At 33.4% G+C, this 15,613-nt stretch carries 14 protein-coding genes; 13 read left to right on the forward strand and 1 reads right to left on the reverse strand.

The features are described 5' to 3' along the window. Positions 1–68 precede the first annotated feature (68 nt). The 6 genes from hemW (at position 69) to Q0739_RS05685 (ending at position 4,700) form a co-directional block, all read left to right on the forward strand. Positions 69–1,220, forward strand: coding sequence for a radical SAM family heme chaperone HemW (gene hemW / locus Q0739_RS05660; protein ID WP_298237738.1), 1,152 nt, complete (start codon positions 69–71; stop codon positions 1,218–1,220). A 14-nt stretch (positions 1,221–1,234) separates the two neighbouring features. Further along, positions 1,235–1,984 (forward strand): cyclase family protein, encoded by a 750-nt coding sequence (locus Q0739_RS05665; protein ID WP_298237739.1) that lies wholly within the window; start codon positions 1,235–1,237, stop codon positions 1,982–1,984. A gap of 1 nt (position 1,985) precedes the next feature. After that, positions 1,986–2,594, forward strand: coding sequence for a DUF4230 domain-containing protein (locus Q0739_RS05670; protein WP_298237740.1), 609 nt, complete (start codon positions 1,986–1,988; stop codon positions 2,592–2,594). After that, the gene (locus Q0739_RS05675; protein WP_298237741.1) at positions 2,591–2,959 is read left to right on the forward strand and encodes an MmcQ/YjbR family DNA-binding protein; all 369 of its coding nucleotides are present in this window, start codon (positions 2,591–2,593) and stop codon (positions 2,957–2,959) included. The genes Q0739_RS05670 and Q0739_RS05675 overlap by 4 nt, the downstream gene beginning before the upstream one ends. A 152-nt stretch (positions 2,960–3,111) precedes the next feature. Beyond that, the gene (locus Q0739_RS05680) at positions 3,112–3,921 is read left to right on the forward strand and encodes a hypothetical protein (RefSeq protein WP_298237742.1); all 810 of its coding nucleotides are present in this window, start codon (positions 3,112–3,114) and stop codon (positions 3,919–3,921) included. 200 nt (positions 3,922–4,121) lie between these two features. Continuing rightward, positions 4,122–4,700, forward strand: a complete 579-nt coding sequence (locus Q0739_RS05685; RefSeq protein WP_298237743.1) for an alkylphosphonate utilization protein — start codon at positions 4,122–4,124, stop codon at positions 4,698–4,700. Here Q0739_RS05685 and Q0739_RS05690 read toward each other — a convergent pair. Then, positions 4,697–5,539 (reverse strand): helix-turn-helix transcriptional regulator, encoded by an 843-nt coding sequence (locus Q0739_RS05690; protein ID WP_298237744.1) that lies wholly within the window; start codon positions 5,537–5,539, stop codon positions 4,697–4,699. The two genes, Q0739_RS05685 and Q0739_RS05690, sit on opposite strands and share 4 nt — an antisense overlap. A 337-nt stretch (positions 5,540–5,876) precedes the next feature. Between Q0739_RS05690 and Q0739_RS05695 the strand changes: the two genes are divergently transcribed. The 7 genes from Q0739_RS05695 (at position 5,877) to Q0739_RS05725 (ending at position 15,598) form a co-directional block, all read left to right on the forward strand. Next, complete coding sequence (locus Q0739_RS05695) at positions 5,877–6,410, forward strand: hypothetical protein (protein WP_298237745.1); 534 nt, start codon at positions 5,877–5,879, stop codon at positions 6,408–6,410. Between the two features lie 193 nt (positions 6,411–6,603). After that, complete coding sequence (locus Q0739_RS05700; RefSeq protein ID WP_366140777.1) at positions 6,604–7,536, forward strand: dihydrodipicolinate synthase family protein; 933 nt, start codon at positions 6,604–6,606, stop codon at positions 7,534–7,536. A 200-nt stretch (positions 7,537–7,736) separates the two neighbouring features. Beyond that, on the forward strand, positions 7,737–9,263 hold the full coding sequence (locus tag Q0739_RS05705; protein WP_298237747.1) for an aldehyde dehydrogenase (NADP(+)): 1,527 nt from the start codon (positions 7,737–7,739) through the stop codon (positions 9,261–9,263). Between the two features lie 34 nt (positions 9,264–9,297). Further along, on the forward strand, positions 9,298–11,031 hold the full coding sequence (locus Q0739_RS05710; RefSeq protein ID WP_298237748.1) for a DUF885 family protein: 1,734 nt from the start codon (positions 9,298–9,300) through the stop codon (positions 11,029–11,031). Then, positions 11,024–12,034, forward strand: coding sequence for a 4-hydroxyproline epimerase (locus tag Q0739_RS05715; RefSeq protein ID WP_298237749.1), 1,011 nt, complete (start codon positions 11,024–11,026; stop codon positions 12,032–12,034). The genes Q0739_RS05710 and Q0739_RS05715 overlap by 8 nt, the downstream gene beginning before the upstream one ends. A gap of 57 nt (positions 12,035–12,091) precedes the next feature. After that, on the forward strand, positions 12,092–14,347 hold the full coding sequence (locus Q0739_RS05720) for a prolyl oligopeptidase family serine peptidase (protein WP_298237750.1): 2,256 nt from the start codon (positions 12,092–12,094) through the stop codon (positions 14,345–14,347). 3 nt (positions 14,348–14,350) lie between these two features. Next, complete coding sequence (locus Q0739_RS05725; protein ID WP_298237751.1) at positions 14,351–15,598, forward strand: FAD-dependent oxidoreductase; 1,248 nt, start codon at positions 14,351–14,353, stop codon at positions 15,596–15,598. The last annotated feature ends 15 nt before the right edge of the window (positions 15,599–15,613 follow it).

Consider the following 15,613-nt stretch of genomic DNA (forward strand, 5'->3'; position numbering starts at 1 on the left):
CCACATCTATGAGCAGTTTTATTAATAATAAATTAGGCTGCGAACTGCAACTGAATACTGATAACTAAATGAGCGGCATCTACATCCACATACCATTCTGTAAACAAGCATGTTATTATTGCGATTTTCATTTTTCAACATCTTTAAAAAAGAAAGATGAGCTAGTTCAAGCTTTAATAAAAGAATTAGAACTCAGGAAAAAAGAATTAAATAACCAAACCATAGAAACCATTTATTTTGGTGGAGGGACACCTTCTCTATTAACTAATGAAGAATTAAGTGTATTGATTAGTACTGTTTACAAAAACTACCAAGTTGGTAATAATCCAGAAATATCACTAGAAGCTAACCCAGACGACCTTTCTTATAAACGAATAATCGAATTAACAAATACGCAAATAAACAGATTAAGTATTGGCATTCAATCCTTTTTTGATGACGATTTAAAAAGTATGAACCGCGCTCATTCATCAGGAGAGGCTAAAAATTCGTTGTCTGTGGCTACAAAACATTTCGATAATATTACAATAGACCTTATTTACGGTATACCAAATATGAGTTTAGAAAAATGGAATACCAATTTAGAAATGGCCTTTAGTTTTGGTGTAAATCATATCTCAAGTTATGCTTTAACGGTAGAACCAAAAACAGCATTAGATTCTTTTATTAATAGTGGTAAATATCCACCAATTGATGAAGCTTTGGCATTAAAACATTTTAATCATTTAGTAAAAAAAACAAATGATAAAGGTTTTGTACATTATGAAATTTCAAATTTTGGAAAGCCCAATTTCTTTTCAAAACATAACACGAGCTATTGGCAAGGTAAATCCTATATAGGTATTGGCCCTTCGGCACATTCATTTAACCAAAATAAGCGAAGTTGGAATGTGGCAAACAACGCAAAATATATTAAAAGTATTCAAAATAATGAATTGCCAAATACAGTAGAAACGCTTTCAAAAAAAGATCAGTATAACGAGTATGTTATGACGGGACTAAGAACCATTTGGGGGGTTTCACTAAATAAAATTCAAAACGATTTTGGCAATGAGTCTCTTAAGTATTTAAATAAGACTGCAAAAAAGTTCATAAATAATGGGTTACTAGTTACTTCAAGTGAAATTGACGAGAATCATAATAACATAGAGAAGTTAATAACTACTCAAAAGGGAAAATTTTTAGTTGATGGCATTGCTTCCGAACTATTTATGATTTGATTATATTTGGGAATATGATTGCTATAATACAATACAATTCAAGAAAACTAAAAATAGACTTATCAAAACCATTGGATATTTCCATGCCATTAAGGGCTTCCAAAAGCAATGTAAATGCATGGTATATTGAAGAACCAAAAATTAAACCAGTAAAAGATGGTGAATGGACTGCAAGTATTAAAGAGGGAGCTTGTGTAAATTTTAATAATATTTTTTTTAATCCACATGCACATGGTACACATACCGAATGTGTTGGTCATATAACAGAAAAAGTACATTCTATCAATCAGAATTTGAAGCAGTTTTTCTTTTTGGCAGAATTAATTACTGTCGCGCCAGAGAGGTTAAATGGCGATTCTGTAATTTCTAAAAAACAACTTCAATTCGCAATTGGTAATAAAAAAAGAGAAGCAATTGTTATTCGAACCATTCCCAATTTGGATGAAAAAATAAGCGCTCAATATTCCAATACAAACCCAACATATTTGCTTGAAGAAGCAGCTATTTATTTGCGAGAAAAAGAGGTAAAACATTTGTTAATTGATTTACCCAGTGTTGACAAAGAAAAAGACGAATGTCAACTATTGGCGCACAATGCTTTTTGGAATATAACAGGAAAATTAAGAATGGATGCAACTATAACCGAGCTTATTTATGTACCAAACAATGTAATAGATGGAACTTATTTTGTTAATATTCAAATAGCTCCTTTTGAAAATGATGCAAGTCCTAGTAAACCAATTTTATATAAAATTATAGATTAATATGGAAGCTTTTTTAGGAATCATCATAGGAGTTTTAGTGAGTTTGGGTATTGTAACTTATTTAAAATCGATAAAGAAAAAACAGCTTGTAAATTCGCAATCGGTACTGCTACTAAACAAAATAAAAAAGGTTTGTAAGTTTATAACGGTAGAAGGCGATTTTGCCGAAATATATCATTATGAGGATGTAAAGGCACGTTTTCTAAAACTAATTTCAAGTAAAAAAAAGGCGTTGGTAATTATTAATGCGAAGGCGCATGTAGGGTATGATTTGTCTAAAATTGAATTAAAATCTGATGTAAATAGAAGGAGAATTATTTTAGAGCATTTTCCGGAACCTGAGATTCTTTCAATTGAAACCAATTTGAATTATTACGATAAGTCGGATGGTTTGTTCAATAAATTTGAAGCGACCGACTTAACCGATTTGCATAATGAAGCAAAAATTCATATTCAAGATAAAATACCAGAAAGCGGATTAATTCAAGTTGCTCAAAAAGAAGCTTTAGAAACTATTTTACTTATGGAAACCATTGTTGAAACTATAGGATGGCAATTAGATTATTCAGCTTTAAAAATAGATGCTAAGAAGCAAGAGCTTTTAAAATGAACATAGAGCAAATTCGAGAATATTGTTTGAGTAAAAAAGGAACTACTGAAGATTTTCCATTCGATGAAGACACGCTTGTTTTTAAAGTACTTGGTAAAATGTTTGCGTTAACATCTTTAAAATGGTGGGAACGAAGCGAAGCAGGTATTAATTTAAAATGTAATCCTGATTATGCTCAAGAACTTCGAGCAGAATATTCAAGTATCCGTCCAGGCTATCATATGAGTAAAATACACTGGAACACCATATATCTTCATGAAGGTGAGTTACAACCAAAGTTTGTATTAGAACTTATAGATCATTCTTATGAAATGGTTGTAAAAGGGATGCCTAAAAAATTAAGAGTTACTTTAGGGTCACTATAAATTTTATATAAAAAGGAATAAAACTTCATTTTTTTGTATATTTACTATTCACTTCCTTAAATAAATTGATTAGTAGCATAGTCAAAAGAATCCCCAAATTTTAAAGACAAGATTAATTAACCATTATATTAACTTTAAAATTTTAACAGATTATGAAAACAACCAATCAATTTTTTACCGCTATTGTAGTATTATTTTTTCTACTTAGTCCAGTTGTAATTTTAGCTCAAGATGAAGCCAAAGAAGGACCAACTTACATATCAGCTACTACCATGTATTGGGCTAAGGATTACGAGGGTACTATGGATGAATGGAAAGCTGCCGAGAAAGAATACATGGAAAAAGTGACTCGAAAAAACGAACACATTTTACATGCAGCGTATCACACACATTTGTTTACAGAAAACAGTAATGAAATTGTATATGTACAAGGCTACGCTACTTGGGAAGATATAGATAAAGCAGCTGCACGTAATGCTGAACTAGAAAAAGAAGCATGGCCAGATGAAGAAGCTAGAGAGGCTTTCCTAGAGAAGTTAGGTTCTGCTTATTCAACCTATCACTCTGATGAAATTATGGTAACCATGAATGGTGCAAAACACATGACTGAAAAACCTACAAAGGATATGGTTGTGTACTTAAGAAAAAATAAGTGGGCATTTCCAAAAGATGGAACTATGGAAGAGTATAATGCTATTTACAAGAAAATTCGTGAAGACGTGATTAATAAAAACGAATACATTAAAGCGTATTACCCGAACAGACATAATTGGGGTTCAGATAGAAGAGATTTTGTTGAAGCTATTTTTATAGATTCAATACACGATTTAGGAAAAATGTTTGATAGAAATGGAGAACTAATGAAAGAAGCCTTAACAGAAGAAGATGGTAAGGCACTAAAAAAATATTTTAAAGGTCACGCCGATTATTTATATATGTGGTTGCATGAACTCTCAAAGTAGTTTTATTAAAAGTAAAATTAAAAAAGGATACCAATTATGGTATCCTTTTTTATAATATAAGCCACCGTGCCTTTTGAGTAATAAAGTAAATCACTTAGAACTAACAGAATTTTATCAAAATGTATAATAGATATAAAATTATCAATTTGTACGAACTACATTTTAAGTGTATCATTGTATGAGCTAAAAAATAGTATTTAATGAGCGTATTTCAAACCTTAAAAGACAGAAGCAATAATTCCTGCGAATTATGTTCATCAGCCAAAAATTTAAAGCAATACACTATCCCGCCCTCGTTAAACGAAAATGTGGCTAACGATATTTTAGCATGCAGCACTTGTTTAGATCAAATAAATGGTGACGTAGAAATGAATCCAAATCATTGGCGCTGTTTAAACGATAGTATGTGGAGTGAACACGTGGCTGTGCAAATTATGGCATGGAGAATGCTACAAAGGCTTCGTAATGAGGGGTGGCCAAAAGATTTATTAGACATGATGTACTTAGACGATGAAGCTTTGGTTTTAGCAAGAGCAACTGGAGAGCATGAAGACGAATCGGCTAAAATAATTCATAGAGACTCTAATGGGGTAGTTTTAAATGCTGGAGATTCAGTAGTTCTTATTAAAGATTTAAAAGTAAAAGGGTCGAGTATGGTTGCTAAACAGGGAACCGCAGTTAGAAATATTCGCCTAGACCGCGAAAATGATAAATATATAGAGGGAAAAGTAGGAGCACAGCAAATAGTAATTATAACAGATTACGTTAAAAAAACCTAATAGGTCTTTTTAAATTCCGAAGGGCTAGTATTTTTTAAGTTTTTAAATTGCCTGTTAAAATTAGACATATTATTAAACCCTGCTTGTTCTGCTATTTGAATTACAGATAAGTCTTTGTTTGATAGTAATAATTTACATGCATGCTCAATACGCAATTCGTTTAAAAACTGAACATAGGTTTTGTTAGTTCGTTTTTTAAAATACTTGCAAAAAGCATTTTTTGTCATATTAGCAACTTCTGAAATAGTATTCAATGAAATTTCTTTTTGAAAGTTATTCATAGTATATTCAAATATATTCTGCATCCTTTTTCCCTCGTTATCGGTATATTTTTTTTCATAAATAAAAGATGATAAACTAGTAAAGTTTGAATCTGATGTTAATTTTAAAAGTTGAAGAAGTATGATAAAACGTTTAAATTTTGTTGATTTTTCAAGTTGAAAAAATAGCTCTTTCATTATTTCTTGCTGAGATGTTATTTTAAACCCGTGTTTAGCATGTTTAAAAAACAACTGTAACTCTTTTAACTCTTCCAGTTCAAAAAAATGTGAGCCAAATGAATCTTCAGTAAAAAATAACGTTATCATATACGATACTTTTGAAGCATCAGTATCACTTTTAAATACATGTGGAATATTGCTTCCAATAACTAATATGTCATTTTTAGAATAATAGTTCACAGAATCGCCAACAATAAGTGTGCCTTCACCTTCTGCAATTAGGCTTACTTGAATTTCTTCATGTTGGTGAAGTTTATCATAAAAGGATTGACTACGATTAATTTCTAAGGCAAGAGCATCTTGTTCTGGCTTTGGTATCTTAAAAGGTAAAACTTTCATTAATTATAAAATCAGCAGTAAATATACACAAATACTATTCGTCATATTATGTTAAAATACCAAATTGGATAATATAGTATTGTTCATGAATAAATGAGCATCGTATTTTTTGTAAAAACTGAATTAATTTTACCCCTGTAATCAATTTTGTAATTATTGATAACGACATAATCATCGTTTATGTATTAAGTTTTACAATTGAATTTTAGAATTAATGTTTATCGCTAAAAGTTAAAAAACTTTCAATTGTTTGCAAATAACTTTTAAAAGCTTTGTTTAGGTAAAAACAATTATTGAATTAATTATTTGCTATAACTAAAAATAAGAAGAATGCTTTTTGTTTGATGTTACTTTTAGTGATGGTTTAGCATTAGAAGTTCAAGTAAATCCAAAATTTTCAACGAAAGAATTGGCAGAAATAGAAGCAGATAAGTACGCAAAAGTGATTGGAAGATTACCAAAGGCGATAAGAAATTATGCAAAGACCGTTTGGATTCATAAAGGAAATGAAGCCTTTGGCGGTGGAAACAACAACTTTCTTATTCATACAGAGCAAGGTTTAGACTATGAAGCAAATGGTATTTTAGAAGAAACACTTGTACATGAAGGAAGTCATATATCACTAGATGCAGATCATGCCGAAGCTTCTGGATGGTTAGCCGCTCAAGAAGCAGACGGAACTTTTATTTCTACTTATGCTCGCGATAATCCCAAAAGGGAAGACGTAGCAGAAAGCTTTTTAATGTATTTAGCTGTCACATATCGATCAGACAGAATATCTGAAGATCTTAAAAGTACAATTAATAAAACGATACCTAATCGTATAAAATATTTTGAAGATTTGAACTTAAATGTTAGTCCAATAGATTAATTTTTTTCGTTCAATAAAATGTTGCTAGTCAACAAAACCATGTAAATATTATTCAGTAAAATTAATAATTGTAATTATTTGGATTGTATAGTATCGTTTGTGGATAATCAACTATTCTTAATAAATATAATTTCCATATAATTTTGTATCAATAAAAAAATCATATAAAATGAAATTCAATTGGGATGGTGTAATGCCAGCAGTGTTTACATGGCTGAAAGAGTCAAAATCTGGCGTTCTTGAAATTGACCTTGATGCAACACAAAAACAGGCCGCAGGTATTTTAAAAGTTCAAGGAAAGGGCGGAAGCAGAATGAGCGGACTTGTTGGTTCTGGTACTCTGGGTGAGAATAGCTACCTAAGCACCAAACAGCGTCTTTCTTTACTTAAATCTCTTTCTGAGGTTGCTAAAGAATACAATGTTCCGTTAATCAGCGGAGCTGCAGCAGAAACTAAGGAAGAACTTGCCGAAATCGTTGAAGGACTTGCAAAAGTTGGAGTTGATACAGTCATGGTAATGCCTCCAAAAACTAAGGCGGTTCCTTGTGAAAAAGAAATGTATGAGTACTATGCTCTTTCTGAAGCAACTGCAAATGATGTAGGCGTAACAATTATGCCTTATAACAACCCTGATGCAGCTGGTTATCATGCGCTCTCAACGGACCTTCTTCTAAGACTTTCTGTTCTTCCTAAAGTAACTGCTCTTAAAATATCGACTATAGATGTTTCAATTATTGAAACTCTCATGTTAGAGAACAAAGATTTAAAGGTTTTGGCAGGAGTAGATACAGTCACTGTACATGCAGGACTCGCTGGAGCATGTGGTGGAATTACAGGTGTAGGTACTATCTTCCCAAAAGCAAGCGTTACTATGCAGGAGTATGTTTTAAATGGAGAATGGGCTGAGGCAAACAAAATTTCTCAGGCTTTAAATTCCTTATCGTATCTGGATGCTAAACCATTGCTTATGGAATATCTTAAGCTTGCAATGGGAATTCATCATAATGATGTTGCTGGTGGGTTGCGTACCTTTGGTAAGAAATTAACTCAACAGCAAATTGATGATGTCCGTGCAAGATATATTCTGGCGAAAGAAAGACTTGAAGTTCTGGATTTACTAAGTTAATCCTTTCAAATATTCAAAAATGAGAAAGCTTCGTTTTTGCAGAAGGCATAATGAAGATATTAAAACACGTTTATCATAATTCTAGAGATTTTATGAGAAAAGGGTTTTCATTTCAAGGTATTATTGCAAAAATATCTATTATCAAAAAAGTAGCTTACAAATAAGTAAATTTGAAAAAAAGCATTAAAAAATAAATAAAGATGATAACAGGAAAAAATTATATAGGAAACACACTTAAAGCAAGTGGTAATATAACGCACAAAACCATCGACCCAAAACTCAATATTGAGAATCCAACAGCGTTTCATGAAGCCACAGCTGAAGAGATTGATGAAGCGGTTCAGTTAGCATGGTCTGCTTTTAAAGTGTTTAGAAAAACATCAGGAGAAAAAAGAGCTGCGTTTTTAAATGCGATTGCTGATGAAATTCTAGCTCTAGATCAAGAATTAATTGATGAATATACTACAGAATCTGGATTGCCTGAAGGAAGAGCCATTGGTGAGCGTGGAAGAACGGTGTTTCAATTACGTTCTTTTGCAGACTTAGTAGCTAACGATGATTGGAGAGAGAATACCTTTGATGAAGCTATGCCAGATAGAACACCACTTCCAAAAGACGATTTAAGACGTACTTTAATTCCTTTAGGGCCCGTAGTTGTTTTTGCAGCAAGTAATTTTCCTTTGGCATTTTCAACCGCAGGTGGCGATACAGCCAGTGCATTAGCAGCAGGGTGTCCAGTTATAGTTAAAGCACACGCAATGCATTCTGGTACGGCAGAATTGGTAGCTTCAGCTATTATTAAAGCTGCTGAAAAAACAGGTATGCCAAACGGCGTGTTTTCAAATATTACAGGTAGCGGAAGAACTGTTGGTACCGCTTTAGTAAAACATCCTAAAGTAAAAGCAGTTGGTTTTACAGGAAGCATCACTGGAGGTAGAGCATTATTCGATGTAGCCGCAAAACGCGAAGAACCAATCCCGGTTTTTGCAGAAATGGGAAGTATTAACCCAGTTGTTATTACATCTAAAGCGATAGAAAATAGGTCTGAAGCCATAGCAACAACCTATGCAGGTTCTATTACTTTAGGAGCTGGACAATTTTGTACAAAACCAGGTTTAATCCTTACGGTTGAGGGTGATAATACTCAACAGTTTATTAAAGATTTAGCAGAAAAAACAATCGCTATTAATCCACAATGTATGTTGCATCCTAACATAAAAAGAGGATTTGTAGAAAACGGTAATAGTGTATCGTCTCAAGCAGGAGCAGAAGTTGTTGGGAAAATAGAGGGTACTATTGAGGCTAATTATGCAGAATCGCAAATCACGAGTGTTTCTGGAGAAGACTTTTTGGCGAATCCTAAATTACATCAAGAGGTTTTTGGGCCATTTTCTTTGGTAGTAAGAGCTAAAGATGAGGATGAATTAATCCAAATCATCAACGGATTAGAAGGGCAATTAACAGGAACCATTATTGCAGAAAAAGAAGATTATGCAAATCTGCATGAGGTGATAGATGCACTTGAAAATCGCGTAGGAAGAATCATTTTTAACGGTGTGCCTACAGGTGTTGAGGTGTGTCCATCTATGCAACATGGAGGGCCTTATCCAGCATCAACAGATTCTAGATTTACAGCAGTAGGAACCAATTCTATAAAACGATGGGTACGTCCAGTAAGTTACCAATCGTTCCCTAAAGAATTGCTACCAGAAGCTTTAAAACGATAAAAATATAAGAGAACCCCTAAAATTAGTATTTACTATGAATTATATAAAATGTTGTGTGTTCATTTTGGTGTTAAGCGTTACATACAGTTGCAATAAAAAAAAAGTAAATACAAATTCGGAAAGGTTACAAAGTTTGATTAATAGCTATCAAGACCATAAGGGGTATGATGAAAACGTATATCCTTTAGGTCTTTTTACAAAAGCACATTACCAAGCAGAAGCAGAATATGCACAATCAAAATTAGACGAACTGTCTGAAATTGAGGCTTCTGATTTAAGTGAAACCGAACATATTTCATTAGACCTTTTAAAGTTTATCCTTCAAGATAAAATAGACTATAACACTTTTGAGTGTTATTTAAACCCGTTACTTTCTGATGCTGGTTTTCATACCAATTTAACGTATAATGTTAAGCCATTAACCAGTTACAAACAGGTAAAAACCTATTTAAATCAATTAAATGCCATCCCAGAATTTGTAAATCAACACCTTGCAAATTTGCGTGAAGGCTTGGGAAAAGGTGTATCGCAATCACGAGTTATCTTTAATGGCTATGAGTCTTCGTATAACGATCATATTGTTGAAAACTATGAGGATAGTTTTTATTATTCGCCATTTAAAAACCTACCCGAAAATTTAACTAAAGCACAAAAAGATTCCGTGTTAACAGTAGCTAAAAAAGCTATTGAAACAGTTGTTACACCACAATTTAAAAAGATAAAATCATTTTTTGAAACAGAATATTTGCCAAAAACAAGAACCTCCATTGGGGCTTTAAATTTGCCTAACGGAAATGATTTTTATCAAAACAGAATCAATTTTTACACCACAAGTACTACCTATACAGCCGATGATATTCATCAAATAGGATTAACAGAAGTGGCTCGTATAAAAGCAGAAATGCAAACCATTATAGATGGATTAAATTTTAAAGGAAGCTTTGCAGATTTTTTACAATTTCTAAGAACAGATGCGCAATTTTATGCCAAAACACCTAAGGAGTTATTGATGAATGCTCGCGATATGGCTAAAAGATTAGATGCGCAGCTACCAAAATTCTTTAAAACCTTGCCTAGAAAGGCTTATGGCGTAGCACCAGTACCTGATGCCATTGCACCAAAATATACAGGCGGACGTTATATAGGTACTTCAAAAAACAGTACAGAACCTGGGTATTATTGGGTAAACACCTACGATTTACCAAGCAGACCTTTATATACCTTGCCAGCACTTACAGCCCACGAAGCGGTACCAGGGCATCATTTACAAATGAGTTTAAATAATGAATTAGGCGATAGTATTCCTCAGTTTAGAAAAGACTTATATTTATCTGCTTATGGTGAAGGTTGGGGGTTGTACTCTGAATTTCTAGCTGACGAAATGGACTTATACAAAACACCGTATGAGAAATTTGGTAAGCTCACTTACGAAATGTGGCGTGCCTGCCGTTTGGTGGTCGATACAGGTATTCATGCTAAAGGATGGACACGACAACAAGTAATAGATTATATGGCATCAAATACAGCCTTGTCAATGCTTGAGGTGAACACAGAAACAGACCGTTATATTTCATGGCCAGGGCAAGCACTATCCTATAAAATAGGAGAGCTCAAAATTAGAGAGTTAAGAGAAAAGGCAAAAAAGGCATTAGGTCCAAAATTTGATATTCGCGAGTTTCACGAAATTATTTTGGAACAAGGCACCGTAACCTTATCCATATTAGAAAAAAGAATAAACACATATATTGACAAGATAAAGAATGAGTAGAGACACATTTGTTTGTATAGATGCGCACACCTGTGGTAACCCAGTACGGGTGATTAAAGAAGGAAAGCCCGATTTGGTTGGGGCTACCATGAGTGAAAAGCGTCAACATTTTTTAAAAGAATATGATTGGATTCGCAAAGGCTTAATGTTTGAACCTCGCGGACATGATATGATGAGTGGCAGTATGCTATACCCACCTCATGATCCAGAAAATGATTTTGCCATTTTATTTATTGAAACTTCGGGTTGTTTACCTATGTGTGGACATGGTACTATTGGTACAATAACCATAGCTATTGAAGAAGGTTTGATAACCCCAAAAACACCTGGTAAAATAAAAATGGAAGCTCCAGCAGGTTTGGTAGAAATTGAATACCAACAAACAGCCAATAAAGTAGATTGGGTAAGACTCACTAATGTAAAAAGTTATTTAGCTGCTGAAAATTTAACTATAGATTGTCCTGAATTAGGGGAGTTAACTTTTGATGTCTCCTATGGTGGAAACTATTACGCTATTATAGATCCTCAAGAAAATTTTTCGGGAGTTCAAGATTTTACAGCGAGTAAACTGATACAATATTCACAAGTATTAAGGGATAAAATCAACCAGAAATATCCAAATAAGTTTGTGCACCCAGAAAATGAAACCATCAGGGATGTATCGCATATACTATGGACTGGAGAACCGCTAGACCCAACTTCTACAAGAAGAAATGCTGTGTTTTATGGAGATAAAGCAATTGACAGAAGTCCTTGCGGAACAGGAACATCTGCGGTTATGGCGCAACGTTATGCCAAAGGGACATTGAAAAAAGGTGATGAATTTATTCATGAAAGTTTTATAGGAAGTAAGTTTATTGGGCGTGTGGTTGAAGAAACGACCTTAGATGGTAAACCTGCTATTATACCTAGTATTCAAGGTTGGGCAAAAGTATTTGGTTATAATACCATTATTATTGATGATAAAGATGACCCTTATGCTCATGGGTTCCAAGTTATTTAGTTTGCATCTAGACCTGTCAGGTTTTTAAAACCTGACAGGTCTCTTAAAAATAAACACATGAAACAATTTTATTATATAGTATTTGTACTATGTATTGCAACTTTAAAAATGCAATCGCAAAGTGTAACTCAAAAAGATTACAAAAGAGCAGTAAGTTACTTATACAATAACTACAATAATAAAACGGTTTTTAATCTTAATCCAAAAATCAATTGGTTTAAAAATGGAGAAGGTTTATGGTTTGTAGAGTATTCTGAAAAAGGGAAAAGTTATAAAACAGTTGGTTTGAAAGACCATCAGGTTAAGCCATTATTCGACCACGAAAAGCTATCAAATGCATTTCAAGAAACGTTCAATAAAACTATAAAATCAACGGAATTTTTATTGTCAAACATCGAATATGAAGACAAAGAAAACCTGTCTTTCTATGCTTTTGGGAAATCGTATGTTCTAAATTTAGCATCTTACAAACTTCAACTTAAAGAAGAGGACAAACTAGTAAATAATCCTTTTGAAAGCACATCACCAAATGGTAAATGGATAGCCTATTCAAAAGATTATAATTTGTACATTAAATCTACCGAAACCGATGAAATCCATCAATTAAGTTTTGACGGAAAAAAGAATTACGAATATGCCACTTATTATGGATGGTTCGATTTAATAGAGGGTGAAAATGGAGAGCGCCCCAAACATTTTGCAGTCAATTGGTCACCAGATTCAAAATACTTGGCAACCAATATAATTGATTTGCATAATGCTGAAAAAATGTACTTGCTAGACTATAGCATTGACTCACTGTACAAACCAAAATTATTGTCTTATTACAGAGGCTCACCAGGTGATACTACGGTAATACATCAAAAGCCTGTGTTTTATAATATTGAAACAAAAAAAGCCGTAAAAACAAATCTGCCAAGGGTATCGCATATCAATGCCATTTATACAAGTTGGTCTAATGAATCTGGGGTTTTATTTGCAAAATACCTCGAGCGTGGGTTTCAAAAAGGTTATGTAAAACAAGTAGATTTAAATACGCAAACTGAGCGCACATTAATTACGGAAACAAGTAAGATTGGTATTGATAATTTCAAAGAGTTTTATTTAGAAAAACAGCAAAAAATTGTTTTCCTATCGCAAAGAAGCGGTTGGAGACAGCTTTATAGTTTAGATTTAAAAACGAATGAAATAACACCACTTACAAAAGGGAATTATTACATCAATGATGTAAGTTTTATTGATAAATCTAACGGTGATTTTTACATTTTAGCATCAGGAAAAGAAACAGGTAATAATCCATACCATCAACAAGTATATAAAGTTTCTTTAAAAGGAAAAGTTACCTTATTGACTCCTGAAAATGCACATCATCAGGTGTCGTTTTCAAAAGATGGAAAGTATTTTACAGATAATTTTTCAACAGTAAATATCCCAACAAAGACAGTTTTAAGAGACTCAAAAACAGGCAAAATTTTAACGCAATTAACACAAGCTGATGCATCAGAAGTTATAGAAAAAGGATGGAAAGCTCCAGAAATTTTCAGTTTAACTGCAAAAGATAAAAAAACAACGATTTACGGTGCAATTTGGAAGCCTACAAATTTTGATGCTTCAAAATCATACCCTATCATAGATGCCACTTACACAGGCCCACAGACACAGCGTTTCCCAAAATCTTTCCATGTAGCGTTTAGCAATCAGGCTTTGGCAGAATTAGGATTTATTGTGATGCAAATGGACGGATTAGGAACTTCGGGTCGTTCAAAAGAATTCCAAAGTCATTCCTATAAAAATATGGGAAATAATTTAGAAGATCACGTACTGGCCATTAATCATTTAGGCAAGAAATGCGCTTGGATAAATACTGATAAAGTGGGCATTTTTGGACATTCGGCAGGTGGATTTGATACGGGGCGTGCTATGGTTGCTTTTCCAGATTTTTATAAAGTTGGGGTTGCCAGTTCTGGAGACCATGATTTTAGAATGGAAAAAGCTTGGTGGCCAGAAATGTATCAAGGTTGGCCAGTAGATGAAACCTATCAAGAGGTTTCAAATATAACAAACGCGAAAAATTTAAAAGGTAAATTGTTATTGGTTCACGGCGGATTGGATGATAATGTAAACCCTTCAGGGACTTTTAAATTCGCCGAAGCTTTAGTTAATGCCGATAAAGAATTTGATTTGTTAATTCTTCCAAGTCAACGACATGGCTATGTAGGCAAGCACAGAAATTATTTTATTAAAAAACGATGGAATTATTTTGTTGAACACCTTTTAGGAACAACACCTATTTGGGATTTTAGTATGAAATAATAAATGAATAAAAACATAATTATAATTGGCGGAGGTATCATCGGTTTATGTTCCGCGTACTACCTTGAAAAAGAAGGGCATCAAGTTACAGTAATTGATAAATCAAACTTTTCATCAGGAGCATCCTATGTAAATGCAGGCTATATTACACCTAGTCATTTCATTTCATTAGCAGCACCTGGTATGATTACAAAAGGCATCAAATGGATGTTTAACTCGGCAAGCCCCTTTTACGTAAAACCGAGTTTAGACTTAGATTTTTTAAAGTGGACTTGGGCGTTTAAAAAATCGGCTACACCATCAAAAGTGGAGAAGTCTATCAAGCCAATTAAAGACATCAATCTGTTTAGTCGTGATTTGTATGAAGCCATGAAAGACTCAGGAGATTTTAATTTCCACTACGAAAGAAAAGGGCTGTTGATGTGTTATAAAACAGATAAGGTTGGAGAAGAAGAATGGAAAGTAGGCTTACGTGGTATTAAAGAAGGTTTGAAAGTAGATCTTTTATCGGAAAAAGAAGTTAAAACACTGGAGCCTAAAGCAGATACTAATTTTAAAGGAGCTGTGTATTATCATTCAGATTCGCATATGACACCAAATCATTTTATGCCAGAAATGATAGGCTATTTAAAAAGTAAAGGGGTTCAGTTTTTCTCTAATGAAGAAGTAAAAGATATTGAAATATCAAATGATAGTATTTCAAAAGTAGTTACTAACAAGCAGGAATTATCTTGTGATGAAGTGGTTTTAGCCGCGGGAAGTTGGAGCCCTTTATTGACGAAAAAACTAGACTTAAAAATTCCTATTCAAGCAGGAAAAGGCTACCGAATTAATGTTGAGCGCGAAACCAATATTACCATTCCAGCTATTTTATGTGAAGCAAAAGTAGCGGTTACACCAATGGACGGTTTTACACGTTTTGCTGGAACTATGGAAGTAGCAGGTGTTAATCATGACATCAATCCTGTTAGAGTAAATGCAATTGCTAATGCCGCAAAATCATATTACAATTCAGTTGAGATTACTGAAGAAGAAAAACAACAAGCCGAAAGTGGTTTGCGTCCCTGTTCGCCAGATGGTTTACCATATATAGGAAAATCTTCAAAATGCAGTAACTTAACCATAGCCACAGGACATGCGATGATGGGGTGGAGTTTAGGACCCGCTACAGGAAAGTTGGTTGCTGAAGTGATTTCAAATAATAAAACATCTTTAGATTTATCGTGTTTTCATCCCGATAGGAAGTTTTAAAAAATTATATTATTT

The organism is uncultured Algibacter sp. (assembly GCF_947487605.1).
GTDB lineage: Bacteria > Bacteroidota > Bacteroidia > Flavobacteriales > Flavobacteriaceae > Algibacter_D.

Bases quoted from the DNA above. Each gene is read 5' to 3' on its own strand.
- Q0739_RS05725 (WP_298237751.1), top strand. From the start codon at position 14,351: ATGAATAAAAACATAATTATAATTGGCGGAGGTATCATCGGTTTATGT.
- Q0739_RS05665 (WP_298237739.1), top strand. From the start codon at position 1,235: ATGATTGCTATAATACAATACAATTCAAGAAAACTAAAAATAGACTTA.
- Q0739_RS05700 (WP_366140777.1), top strand. From the start codon at position 6,604: ATGCCAGCAGTGTTTACATGGCTGAAAGAGTCAAAATCTGGCGTTCTT.
- hemW (WP_298237738.1), top strand. From the start codon at position 69: ATGAGCGGCATCTACATCCACATACCATTCTGTAAACAAGCATGTTAT.
- Q0739_RS05675 (WP_298237741.1), top strand. From the start codon at position 2,591: ATGAACATAGAGCAAATTCGAGAATATTGTTTGAGTAAAAAAGGAACT.
- Q0739_RS05720 (WP_298237750.1), top strand. From the start codon at position 12,092: ATGAAACAATTTTATTATATAGTATTTGTACTATGTATTGCAACTTTA.
- Q0739_RS05685 (WP_298237743.1), top strand. From the start codon at position 4,122: ATGAGCGTATTTCAAACCTTAAAAGACAGAAGCAATAATTCCTGCGAA.
- Q0739_RS05715 (WP_298237749.1), top strand. From the start codon at position 11,024: ATGAGTAGAGACACATTTGTTTGTATAGATGCGCACACCTGTGGTAAC.
- Q0739_RS05670 (WP_298237740.1), top strand. From the start codon at position 1,986: ATGGAAGCTTTTTTAGGAATCATCATAGGAGTTTTAGTGAGTTTGGGT.
- Q0739_RS05710 (WP_298237748.1), top strand. From the start codon at position 9,298: ATGAATTATATAAAATGTTGTGTGTTCATTTTGGTGTTAAGCGTTACA.
- Q0739_RS05705 (WP_298237747.1), top strand. From the start codon at position 7,737: ATGATAACAGGAAAAAATTATATAGGAAACACACTTAAAGCAAGTGGT.
- Q0739_RS05680 (WP_298237742.1), top strand. From the start codon at position 3,112: ATGAAAACAACCAATCAATTTTTTACCGCTATTGTAGTATTATTTTTT.
- Q0739_RS05690 (WP_298237744.1), bottom strand. From the start codon at position 5,539: ATGAAAGTTTTACCTTTTAAGATACCAAAGCCAGAACAAGATGCTCTT.